Below are 11,662 nucleotides of genomic sequence, written 5' to 3'. Positions count from 1 at the left end.
AACTGAAACATCTAAGTACCCGGAGGAAGAGAAAGAAAAATCGATTTTCTAAGTAGCGGCGAGCGAAAGGGAAAGAGCCCAAACCAGGAACTTGTTCCTGGGGTTCGGGCGGACATAACCGGATAATAGGAAAGTTGAAGAGAGCTGGAAGGCTCCGCCAAAGAAGGTAAAAGCCCTGTAGGCGAAAGCCGAAAAATCCGAGTCCGTACCAGAGTACCACGAGACACGAGAAACCTTGTGGGAATGAGGGAGGACCACCTCCTAAGGCTAAATACTACCTGGTGACCGATAGTGAAGCAGTACCGTGAGGGAAAGGTGAAAAGAACCCCGGAAGGGGAGTGAAATAGAACCTGAAACCGTGTGTCCACAACCGATCGAAGCACTTTAACGTGCGACGATGTGCTTTTTGTAGAACGAGCCAGCGAGTTACGGTATGCAGCAAGGTTAAGCACTTAAGGTGCGGAGCCGGAGGGAAACCGAGTCTTAATAGGGCGGGAAGTTGCATGCTGTAGACCCGAAACCGAGTGACCTATCCATGGCCAGGTTGAAGCGGAAGTAAAATTCCGTGGAGGACCGAACCACGTTGGTGTTGAAAAACCATGGGATGAGCTGTGGATAGCGGAGAAATTCCAATCGAACTCGGAGATAGCTGGTTCTCCTCGAAATAGCTTTAGGGCTAGCGTCGTGAATGAGTAGTGGAGGTAGAGCACTGAATGGGATAGGGGCTGACAACAGTTACCGAACCCTATCAAACTCCGAATGCCATATACTTGAATCACGGCAGTCAGACTGCGAATGATAAGGTCCGTAGTCAAAAGGGAAACAGCCCAGATCATCAGCTAAGGTCCCAAAGTGTAAGTTAAGTGGAAAAGGATGTGGGATTTCTAAGACAACTAGGATGTTGGCTCAGAAGCAGCCACTCATTTAAAGAGTGCGTAACAGCTCACTAGTCAAGAGGTCCTGCGCCGAAAATGTCCGGGGCTAAAACTTACCACCGAAGCTATGGACCCGAAAGGGTGGTAGAGGAGCATCCTGTACGGATTGAAGCAGCACCGGAAGGAGTTGTGGACTGTACAGGAGAGAGTATGCTGGCATAAGTAGCGAGAAATAAGTGAGAATCTTATTGGTCGAAGACCTAAGGTTTCCTGGGGAAGGTTCGTCCGCCCAGGGTTAGTCGGGACCTAAGCCGAGGCCGAAAGGCGTAGGCGATGGACAATCGGTTGATATTCCGATACCGCAGTCATGCGTTTGACAGATGGGATGACGCAGAAGGATAGGATGTGCACACTGTTGGATGTGTGTCTAAGCACTGAGGCAGGTAGAGCTGGAAAATCCGCTCTATCAATGCTGGGGTGTTACAGGGATCCAATTTTGGAGAAGTATCCGATTTCACGCTGCCAAGAAAAGTCTCTATGGAGCAGGGCTGCGCCCGTACCGCAAACCGACACAGGTAGGTGAGGAGAGAATCCTAAGACCATCGGAAGAATTGTTGTTAAGGAACTAGGCAAATTAACTCCGTAACTTAGGGATAAGGAGTGCCCCGAAAGGGGCCGCAGAGAATAGGCTCAAGCAACTGTTTATCAAAAACACAGGTCTCTGCTAAAGCGAAAGCTGAAGTATAGGGGCTGACGCCTGCCCGGTGCTGGAAGGTTAAGGGGAATACTAAGCCGCAAGGCGAAGGTATGAACTTAAGCCCCAGTAAACGGCGGCCGTAACTATAACGGTCCTAAGGTAGCGAAATTCCTTGTCGGGTAAGTTCCGACCCGCACGAATGGCGTAATGATTTGAGCACTGTCTCGACAACAAATCCGGCGAAATTGTAGTGCAAGTGAAGATGCTTGCTACCCGCGATTGGACGGAAAGACCCCGTAGAGCTTTACTGCAGTTTAGCATTGAGTTTCGGTATTGTCTGTACAGGATAGGTGGGAGGCATGGAAACCAGGGCGCTAGCCTTGGCGGAGCCATCCTTGGGATACCACCCTGACAGTACTGGAATTCTAACCGGCGGCCATCACCTGGTCACGGGACATTGTTAGGCAGGCAGTTTGACTGGGGCGGTCGCCTCCAAAAGAGTAACGGAGGCGCCCAAAGGTTCCCTCAGAAGGGTCGGAAATCCTTCGAAGAGCGCAAAGGCATAAGGGAGCCTGACTGCGACACATACAGGTGGAGCAGGGACGAAAGTCGGGCTTAGTGATCCGGTGGTACCTCGTGGGAGGGCCATCGCTCAACGGATAAAAGCTACCTCGGGGATAACAGGCTGATCTCCCCCAAGAGTCCACATCGACGGGGAGGTTTGGCACCTCGATGTCGGCTCGTCGCATCCTGGGGCTGAAGTAGGTCCCAAGGGTTGGGCTGTTCGCCCATTAAAGCGGCACGCGAGCTGGGTTCAGAACGTCGTGAGACAGTTCGGTCCCTATCCGTCGCGGGCGCAGGAAATTTGAGAGGAGCTGTCCTTAGTACGAGAGGACCGGGATGGACTGACCTCTGGTGCACCAGTTGCTCCGCCAGGAGCACAGCTGGGTAGCTATGTCGGGAAGGGATAAACGCTGAAAGCATCTAAGTGTGAAGCCCACCTCAAGATTAGATTTCCCACAGCGTAAGCTGGTAAGACCCCTTGAAGAACACGAGGTTGATAGGTCAGAGGTGTAAGCATGGTGACATGTTAAGCTGACTGATACTAATAGGTCGAGGGCTTGACCAAATAAATTATGATACTGCTGTGCAATTTTCAGGGAATAGAATGATCCCTTGAAAACTACATAATCTGGCGGCAATGACGTGAAGGCAACACCCTTTCCCATTCCGAACAGGCAGGTTAAGCTTCATAGTGCCGAAAGTACTGCAGGGGAGGCCTTGTGGGAGGATAGGTAACCGCCAGGTAAGTATGGTTCACTAGCTCAGTTGGTAGAGCACATGACTTTTAATCATGTTGTCCGGGGTTCAATTCCCCGGTGAGCCACCAAAAGGAAGTATTTTAACATACTTCCTTTTTTTATGTGGAGAATTAGTTCTTATTAAAGTACATTTTTGTTAAAAAATTTATACCTGAAGAGGTTTTAAAGTATTTGGATTTCATGTTTTTTATGCTTTGTATGTCAAGGTTGTCTTCGTAGGCATTTACAAGAAAATCACTTTCTATGAGTATTTGAATGTCTATATCGTCAATATTTTGATAACTGTGATGATTGCCTATTAAGAAGCATATTCTCTCCAGTGTCGACGCTTTAAGGCACACATCTTTAAGAAGTTTTTTTGCAATTGGAGGGCCTTCAATCTCCTGGTAGCTGCCGGCGGAACTATTATATTTTTTTTCACTTTCCTTTATGCCTATATCATGTAATATTGATGAAATTTCAAGAACTTCCATCTGTTCCGTGTTTAAATTTTCAAGTTCCCCTATGCTTTTGCTGAAACTGTAAACTTTAAGTGCATGATTTATTCTTCTTACATCATTTCCAAAATAACTTATCATTTTCTCTGTAATATTACTTATAATATTTTTCATGATTTATTACCTCCAAACAAAATTATAATTAAATTTTAAAAACATATCAAATTTATGTGCTAAAATATTAAATAATGAATTAATTGTGAGGCGGTAGAGTTTAGATGGATGATTTTAAATTTTTTAAGGAAATAAGCGAAGCTCATGCTCCAAGTGGAAGAGAGCATATCCTTTCCGGTATTGTGAAAGAGGCTTTTTGTAAATATGGGAATTCATTCAGTATGAGCAAATTAAATAATATGCGTATAGATAAAAAAGGAAAATATAAAAACAGTGTAATGCTAATGGCTCATTCAGATGAAGTTTTTTTAATGGTTGAAAAAGTTATGGATGAAGGTTTCATTCAATTCAAAGCCATTGGAATAGATCCTAAAAGTCTTGTATCACAAGAGGTTATTGTGCATGGAACAGAGGATATATGTGGAGTTGTTGTTTTAAAAGCAGATTCTTGTGAAATTACTTGTGAAAACATGTATATAGATACATTCATGAATACTGAAAAACTTGGATTTATAATAAAGACAGGAGATTATGTTACACTTAAAAGAAGAGTATCGAGGCTGTTGGATGATAATATAGCATGCAAGGCAGCTGACAACAGGGCGGGAATCGCGTCACTTTACGTATGCTGTGAGGAGCTTAGAAATGTGAATACTGATTTCAGCGTGGATTTTGTTTGTTCATGTCAGGAGGAAGTAGGATATAGAGGAGCTAAGATTGCAAGCTACGATATAAGGCCGGACATTGCAGTAGCAGTAGATACAACTTTTGATGGCGGCAATATGGGTGACAGTCTGAGGGAAAGTCAGCTTGGAGGAGGACCGGTAATTTGTGTTGGACCTAATATTCATTGTAATCTTAGAAAAAAAATAATGGACATTGCAGATAGATACTCTATTCCGTATCAAATTGAAGTTGAGCCGGGAAATACCGGGACGGATGCATGGGATATTCAAACTGCGGTTGGAGGAATACCCACTCTTTTAATATCAATCCCTATAAAATACATGCATACTTCCGTTGAAGTGGTCAATATGGAGGATATAAGAAATACGGGAAGACTTCTTGCAAGCTTCATTAAAGAAATTAGTCCGGGTGAAATGGAGGGGTTGCTTTGTTTTTGAAAGAATTATGTGAAGCCGTGTCACCATCAGGGTATGAAAATGATATAAGAAATTTAATAAAATCCAGGCTGGATGCTATGAAATTAAATTATTCAGTTGATAAAATAGGAAATATTTTAGTCCATAGAAAAAGTAAAGAAGGGGATTCTCTGAAGAAGGTTCTCTTGTCATCGCATATGGATTCTACAGGAATTATAGTTACTGCCTTCAATAGTGATGGAACCTTGAGATTTTTACCACTGGGACATATTGATGAAAAGTCTTTGTACTGTAAGCCTGTAATTATAGGAGAAAACAGGCTGAATGGAGTTATCGGATTAAAGCCGATTCATCTTCAGACACGGGAAGAAAGAAAGAAAACGGTGCCTGTGTCGGAGCTTTGCGTAGACATAGGATCGTCATCTGAAAAGGAATCGAGAGAATATATAGAACTTGGGGATTTTGGAGTATTTGATACTGAATATAAGGAATTTGAAAATGGTGTTGTAGAAGCCAATACAGTTAATGATAGAATGGGATGTATGGCACTTCTTGATATACTTGAAGGGGAGTATAATAATGTGGATTTGTACGTCAGTTTTGATGTACAGCAAAATGTTGGAAGAAGAGGTGCAATTGTTGCAAATTATAATGTCAGGCCCGATGTATATTTAATATTGGATACAGTTTTTGAAAGAAGAGATAAGGGGATATCTTTGGGAAAGGGACCGATTATACCATATAAATTTGGAAAATCTATTTTTGAGTACGAGACAGTAGATTGTATAAGAAATATAGCAGAACAATCCTCTTTAAATTATCAGAGAGAAGCTTCATTGGAAGATACTTCTGGTTTAGTTTCTGTAAATTCTATATCGTATGATTCTAAAATATGTGCTATATTCATGCCGTGTAGGTATATGAATTCAGTTGTATCTGCATGCAGTATGAAAGATTATGATAATGTTGTAAAAATACTCGCAAAGTACCTTGAAAGCTTTTAATAGGCTTCAGTATATGGAAAGGAGTTGAAATGCAGATAGGCTTTGTCTGCAAAAATTTATGGATAATCTTCTAATAGATTTAATTAATTCTTATGGAGTAAGTGGAAGGGAAAATGAAATAAGAAAACTGATTGAATTACATTTAAATAAAAACAAGATTAAGTTTTACGAAGATAAAATAAATAATATCATAGTTAAAAAGGGTTCAGGCAAGAATAAGCTTATGATATGTTCTCATATTGATTCTGCAGGATTTATTGTGGAAAGTGTGAATCAAGATGGAACAATTGTTATGGACAGCATTGGAAAATTTAAAAAACAGTATGTGGAAAATGGTTTTATACGATTTGAAAATGGCACTTTAGGCAAGATATCTTCATGTAAAACAAACATTACAGCAGATATAGGAATGAACAACAGAGATGATGTATTAAACAAGATAAGCGAGGGGGAAACAGCATCTCTTATAGGTCCATATCTGATTGCTGGAAACAACAGCAAGAATATAATAAGTCCGCTTCTGCATAATAAAGTTGGATGTTATGTGCTTTTAAAGCTTATAGAAAAGCTGGAGAATTACAACGAAGAAGTTTATTTTGTATTTTCCTCTCAGGGTGAGATTGGTGGGGTTGGTGCAAGGGCTGCAGCGTGTGATATAAAACCTGATTATGCTATTGTTGTAGGTACAAAAGATGCCAGGACGGTGGATAATATTAATGAGAATGTATCCATAGAAAAAGGGCCCGTGCTTAGAATACTTGACAATTCCATAATAATGCATAGAGATATAAAACAAATGCTTGAAAAAGCTGCGGAGAAATCAGATGTAAAAATTCAATACAGTATAGGCGGAGGCAAGTCTGAGGGTGAACTTTTACATAAAGAATTTTCAGGCATACCTTCGGGAGAAATTGATATACCATGCAGATATAAATATTCTATTTCTGAAATGATTTCAATGAATGATGTGGATGATACGATAGAATTGTTAAAGAATATGCTTTAGAAAGGTTTGTATATGAATAAGAAAGTTAAATGGTTGCTGGTTTTTTTCTGGATGATTGTGATATTTGAATTTTCAAATCAAGCAGGGAACATATCGGATGAAAAAAGTAAATATGTGGTGTTTATCTTCAATGAAATTGGAATAAATCTTAACAGCATATTTGGAAATTTGGCCAATTTTGCAGTGAGAAAGGTATCTCATTTCATGGAATACTTTATATTGTATATGTTGCTCTTTAATGCAATTTACAGGAAAGCGCATGTAAAACGTGCACTTATTATTTCCATGGCGGTAGTATTTTTATATGCCTGTTCGGATGAAATTCATCAACTTTTTATTTATGGAAGATCATCAAGGATAAGAGATGTTTTGATAGATACATCCGGTGGGTTTTTTGCTTTTATTTTAAATTTTCTTAGAAAGAGAAAAGGGGGATTAAGAGGGGAATATGAAGTGTAGATTGAAAAATATGCTGATAAATTATGAAGTTTTTGGCTCTGGAAAGCCTGTACTTATGATTCACGGTTATGCTGCGGATCATAAGCTTATGGAAGGATGTATGGAGCCTGTCTTTCATAACAAAAATTATAGAAGAATATACATTGACTTGCCTGGAATGGGGGAGTCCGGTATATTGCCAAATATGAAAAATTCAGATGATATGCTTGATGTCATAGTTGATTTTATAAATAATATAATACCTGATACAAGATTTCTGCTGGCAGGGGAATCATATGGCGGTTATTTGTCCAGGGGGATTATATACAGAATGGGAGATATGATAGATGGACTTCTCCTTGTATGTCCTGTTGTGATTCCAGAAATCAAGGAGAGAAATTTACCTGAGCATGCTGTTGTTTTCAAGGATTATGAATTATTATCCGAGTTGGGTGAAAAAGAGGCTAAAAACTTCAATGCCGTACTGGTTACACAAAACCGAAAAATTTATAACAGGTATGTGAATGAAGTTATATCCGGAATAAGAGAGGAAAGGATGAATTATCTCAAGAAATTTAAGAGGACAGGATATGGATTTTCATTTGATGTAGATAAAATGAAAAAGAAATTTGATAAACCTGTCCTGATGCTTTTAGGACGCCAGGATTCACGAGCGGGATATAAGGATGCATGGAATATCATGGACAATTATCCAAGAGCCACCTTTGCAGTTCTTGATGGAGCAGGACACAATCTTCAGATCGAAAAAGAAGATTTGTTTAATGCTATGGTAAATGAGTGGATAGCCAGGGTTGAAAAATGTTAAGAGGGATTATCCTGAATTTTTTTTAGGACTTCCTTGAGATTTATCCAGTCTTTTTTGTAGATGCCTTCAAATTCTGCATTCCTGTTGTATGTAAGTGATGAAGGATGATACATGGGAAATATATACTTGCCAAGTTCTTTATTGTAATAGAGACTTCCGTGGCATGAACCAATTGATTTGAAAGATGTCAGTCTTTTTAGAGGTATATTTCCAAGTGTAATTATTATCTTGGGATCAACAAAGTCAATTTCCTGATCTAATATATCTCTAAACAAGTTTACCTCGGAGACCTTGGGTGTTCGATTACTTATACTTTCCTTTCCATTTTTATTTTCTGTTATTTTTACGGGTCTGAAGAAGCATGTATTTGTTATTCTTATGTCGTTTCGTTCAAGACCAGCCAGGTTCAAATATTTTTCAAAAGTTTTGCCTGCCATACCGACAAAAGGTTTGCCTTCAATTACTTCTGTTTTTCCGGGAGCTTCTCCCACAAACATTATGCGGCAGGGTATTGGACCATCACCTGTAATATATCCGCCAGTAGGAGCGGCATTGTAATTTTCAGATATTGATTTTATTTTCTCTTCTAAGTACTTTTTTATATCCATGAGAATGTTCCTTTCTGATTAAAAGATATTATTTATATGTTATTTTAACAATAATTGTGTAAATGTATCAATACATTTTGAGATGTAATATAAAGATGTTATAATCAATTCCAAATAAATTGTAGTAATTTTGGAGGCTAATATTATGAAAATTCCATACATAATGACACCTGGACCTACTGAAGTGAGAGAAAATGTAAGGCTTGCCAGGGCAGAAAGATGTACTAATCCCGATTTGGATTATAATTTTTATGAATTTTATAGAAAGACTTGTGAGGAAACTGCAAAGCTTCTAAAGACCGACAATCAGGTTTTGATACTAAGTGGTGAAGGTATACTGGGTATTGAAGCTGCATGTGCATCATTAACAGAAGAAGGAGATAGGGTACTTGTAATTGATAATGGAATATTTGGTGAAGGCTTCGGAGAATTTGCAAGTTTGTATGGAGGAAGAGTTGTATATTTCAAGCAGGATAGGAGAAAGGAAATAGATGTAGAAAAATTGGAAAATTTTCTGGACAAGGATGCAGATTTCAAATATGCCACAGTTGTACATTGTGATACTCCGTCTGGGGTTTTAAATGATATATCAAGAATATGTCCCATTCTTAAAAGAAGGGGGATACTTACAGTAGTTGACAGTGTTGCAGCTATGGGAGGGGAAAATATTGAAGTTGACAATTGGAATATAGACATAGTCATAGGTGGTTCTCAAAAATGTATTTCTGCACCTCCAGGACTTACTGTTCTAAGTATAAGTGAAGATGCGTTTGATTCAATGGAAAACAGGAGAAGTCCCATAAAATCTTTTTATTGCAATCTTTCCATATGGAAAGATTATTATGAGAACAAATGGTTTCCCTACACGCCTCCGGTAAGTGATATAGCGGGGTTTAGAGAAGCGGTGAAAAATATACTTAATGATAAAAATATTTTGGAAAGACATAAGAAAATTTCAGAAAGTACGAGAAAAGCTGTTTTGCAGGCAGGACTGAACCTTTATACTGAAGATGGATATTCAAATACGGTTACTGTTGTTGAGGTGCCGCATGGTATAGAAGACACAGGTTTTAGAAAGTATATGGCAGATAAATATAATGTTATGATAGCTGGAGCCTTCGGATATCTTGAAGGAAAAGTTTTCAGAATAGGACATATGGGTGAAAATGCCAGAGTCGATAAAGTATGCTATACGCTGTATGCTTTTCAGAAGTGCCTTGAGCATTTTGGGTTTGAGTGCAAATGCAGCATGGTAGTTGTTTTCCTTGAAAGTTTATAAATAAGTCAACATAACCTTGCGTATCAGTACTAGTATATGTTAGATAAATAATGTATTTTGCACTTACATAAGGTTAAACTGGTATAATAATTGTAGTTAATTGAGGAAATTGCTGTTTATATGATATAATGAAATACGTTGTGTCAAATCGTGGTTGATTTTGAAGCGACATTTTAAATCTTAAAAAAAAGATAAATAAAATGTTGACAAAAAGAGATTACGATGATATACTTTAAAAGCTGTCTCAGAGGAGACGGCGGGAATGATCCTTGAAAATTAAACAGAGTAAAAAGCAAGCAGAAACTTGAAGAAACAAACCAGCAATTCTTTTGAAATAAACAGTAATGAGCAGAAAGAACTTTTAATATGAGAGTTTGATCCTGGCTCAGGACGAACGCTGGCGGCGTGCCTAACACATGCAAGTCGAGCGAGAGAGTCCCTTCGGGGACAATCTAGCGGCGGACGGGTGAGTAACACGTGGGTAACCTGCCTCAAAGAGGGGGATAGCCTCCCGAAAGGGAGATTAATACCGCATAAGACCTGGATTCACATGGATCCGGGATGAAAGGAGAAATCCGCTTTGAGATGGACCCGCGGCGCATTAGCTAGTTGGTGGGGTAAAGGCCTACCAAGGCAGCGATGCGTAGCCGACCTGAGAGGGTGATCGGCCACATTGGAACTGAGAGACGGTCCAGACTCCTACGGGAGGCAGCAGTGGGGAATATTGCACAATGGGCGAAAGCCTGATGCAGCAACGCCGCGTGAGTGATGAAGGTTTTCGGATCGTAAAGCTCTGTCTTCTGGGAAGATAATGACGGTACCAGAGGAGGAAGCCACGGCTAACTACGTGCCAGCAGCCGCGGTAATACGTAGGTGGCGAGCGTTGTCCGGATTTACTGGGCGTAAAGGGTGCGTAGGCGGATGTTTAAGTGAGATGTGAAATACCCGGGCTTAACCCGGGGGCTGCATTTCAAACTGGACATCTGGAGTGCAGGAGAGGAGAATGGAATTCCTAGTGTAGCGGTGAAATGCGTAGAGATTAGGAAGAACACCAGTGGCGAAGGCGATTCTCTGGACTGTAACTGACGCTGAGGCACGAAAGCGTGGGTAGCAAACAGGATTAGATACCCTGGTAGTCCACGCCGTAAACGATGAGTACTAGGTGTAGGAGGTATCGACCCCTTCTGTGCCGCAGTTAACACATTAAGTACTCCGCCTGGGAAGTACGATCGCAAGATTAAAACTCAAAGGAATTGACGGGGGCCCGCACAAGCAGCGGAGCATGTGGTTTAATTCGAAGCAACGCGAAGAACCTTACCTGGACTTGACATCCCCTGCATAGCCTGGAGACAGGCGAAGCCCTTCGGGGCAGGGAGACAGGTGGTGCATGGTTGTCGTCAGCTCGTGTCGTGAGATGTTAGGTTAAGTCCTGCAACGAGCGCAACCCTTGTTGTTAGTTGCTAACATGTAAAGATGAGCACTCTAACGAGACTGCCGCGGTTAACGCGGAGGAAGGTGGGGATGACGTCAAATCATCATGCCCCTTATGTCCAGGGCGACACACGTGCTACAATGGGCAGAACAGAGAGATGCGAAACCGCGAGGTGGAGCCAAACTAGAAAACTGCCCTCAGTTCGGATTGCAGGCTGAAACCCGCCTGCATGAAGTTGGAGTTGCTAGTAATCGCGAATCAGAATGTCGCGGTGAATACGTTCCCGGGCCTTGTACACACCGCCCGTCACACCATGAGAGCTGGCAACACCCGAAGTCCGCAGTCTAACGTAAGAGGACGCGGCCGAAGGTGGGGTTAGTGATTGGGGTGAAGTCGTAACAAGGTAGCCGTAGGAGAACCTGCGGCTGGATCACCTCCTTTCTAGGGAGAACAGGGATGGA

Annotated in this window: 8 protein-coding genes, 1 tRNA gene and 3 rRNA genes; 10 read left to right on the top strand and 2 right to left on the bottom strand. The window is 40.9% G+C overall.

Features of this window, described 5'->3' with window-relative positions:
* The 3 genes from AC4CVH_RS15970 to AC4CVH_RS15960 all read left to right on the top strand — a co-directional run.
* Positions 1-2,701 (top strand): 23S ribosomal RNA (locus AC4CVH_RS15970); the annotation flags it as partial.
* Between the two features lie 62 nt (positions 2,702-2,763).
* Positions 2,764-2,880, top strand: a 5S ribosomal RNA gene (gene rrf, locus AC4CVH_RS15965).
* A gap of 6 nt (positions 2,881-2,886) precedes the next feature.
* Positions 2,887-2,962 (top strand) — tRNA-Lys (locus AC4CVH_RS15960).
* Positions 2,963-3,004: 42 nt separating this feature from the next.
* Here AC4CVH_RS15960 and AC4CVH_RS15955 read toward each other — a convergent pair.
* A complete protein-coding gene (locus AC4CVH_RS15955; protein ID WP_490788713.1) occupies positions 3,005-3,505 on the bottom strand; it encodes an HD domain-containing protein in 501 nt (166 codons plus the stop codon).
* A 104-nt stretch (positions 3,506-3,609) separates the two neighbouring features.
* On the opposite strand from AC4CVH_RS15955, the gene AC4CVH_RS15950 reads away from it, so the two are divergent.
* The 5 genes from AC4CVH_RS15950 to AC4CVH_RS15930 are packed head-to-tail and all read left to right on the top strand — an operon-like array spanning position 3,610 to position 7,882.
* Positions 3,610-4,629: a zinc-binding metallopeptidase family protein gene (locus AC4CVH_RS15950; protein WP_490788712.1), complete on the top strand. Its 1,020-nt coding sequence runs from the start codon at positions 3,610-3,612 to the stop codon at positions 4,627-4,629.
* Complete coding sequence (locus AC4CVH_RS15945) at positions 4,620-5,612, top strand: M42 family metallopeptidase (RefSeq protein WP_490788711.1); 993 nt, start codon at positions 4,620-4,622, stop codon at positions 5,610-5,612. The genes AC4CVH_RS15950 and AC4CVH_RS15945 overlap by 10 nt, the downstream gene beginning before the upstream one ends.
* A 58-nt stretch (positions 5,613-5,670) precedes the next feature.
* The gene (locus AC4CVH_RS15940) at positions 5,671-6,618 is read left to right on the top strand and encodes a M42 family peptidase (RefSeq protein WP_490788710.1); all 948 of its coding nucleotides are present in this window, start codon (positions 5,671-5,673) and stop codon (positions 6,616-6,618) included.
* A 12-nt stretch (positions 6,619-6,630) separates the two neighbouring features.
* Entirely contained in the window at positions 6,631-7,077 is a 447-nt protein-coding gene (locus AC4CVH_RS15935; protein WP_490788709.1) for a VanZ family protein, read from the top strand.
* Positions 7,067-7,882, top strand: a complete 816-nt coding sequence (locus AC4CVH_RS15930; RefSeq protein WP_490788708.1) for an alpha/beta fold hydrolase — start codon at positions 7,067-7,069, stop codon at positions 7,880-7,882. The genes AC4CVH_RS15935 and AC4CVH_RS15930 overlap by 11 nt, the downstream gene beginning before the upstream one ends.
* On the opposite strand, the gene AC4CVH_RS15925 is transcribed toward AC4CVH_RS15930, so the two are convergent.
* Complete coding sequence (locus tag AC4CVH_RS15925; RefSeq protein ID WP_490788707.1) at positions 7,879-8,490, bottom strand: uracil-DNA glycosylase; 612 nt, start codon at positions 8,488-8,490, stop codon at positions 7,879-7,881. The two genes, AC4CVH_RS15930 and AC4CVH_RS15925, sit on opposite strands and share 4 nt — an antisense overlap.
* Positions 8,491-8,635: 145 nt before the next feature.
* Here AC4CVH_RS15925 and AC4CVH_RS15920 point away from each other — a divergent pair, with 145 nt between their 5' ends.
* Positions 8,636-9,769 carry a pyridoxal-phosphate-dependent aminotransferase family protein gene (locus AC4CVH_RS15920; RefSeq protein WP_490788706.1) on the top strand — a complete coding sequence of 378 codons (1,134 nt, stop codon included), beginning with the start codon at positions 8,636-8,638 and terminating at the stop codon, positions 9,767-9,769.
* 362 nt (positions 9,770-10,131) lie between these two features.
* A 16S ribosomal RNA gene (locus AC4CVH_RS15915) occupies positions 10,132-11,642 on the top strand.
* Positions 11,643-11,662: the final 20 nt, after the last annotated feature.

Source organism: Clostridium pabulibutyricum (assembly GCF_058242705.1).
This window is presented reverse-complemented; position numbering and strand designations above follow the sequence as displayed.

Bases quoted from the DNA above. Each gene is read 5' to 3' on its own strand.
- AC4CVH_RS15955 (WP_490788713.1), bottom strand. From the start codon at position 3,505: ATGAAAAATATTATAAGTAATATTACAGAGAAAATGATAAGTTATTTT.
- AC4CVH_RS15950 (WP_490788712.1), top strand. From the start codon at position 3,610: ATGGATGATTTTAAATTTTTTAAGGAAATAAGCGAAGCTCATGCTCCA.
- AC4CVH_RS15940 (WP_490788710.1), top strand. From the start codon at position 5,671: ATGGATAATCTTCTAATAGATTTAATTAATTCTTATGGAGTAAGTGGA.
- AC4CVH_RS15935 (WP_490788709.1), top strand. From the start codon at position 6,631: ATGAATAAGAAAGTTAAATGGTTGCTGGTTTTTTTCTGGATGATTGTG.
- AC4CVH_RS15930 (WP_490788708.1), top strand. From the start codon at position 7,067: ATGAAGTGTAGATTGAAAAATATGCTGATAAATTATGAAGTTTTTGGC.
- AC4CVH_RS15925 (WP_490788707.1), bottom strand. From the start codon at position 8,490: ATGGATATAAAAAAGTACTTAGAAGAGAAAATAAAATCAATATCTGAA.
- AC4CVH_RS15920 (WP_490788706.1), top strand. From the start codon at position 8,636: ATGAAAATTCCATACATAATGACACCTGGACCTACTGAAGTGAGAGAA.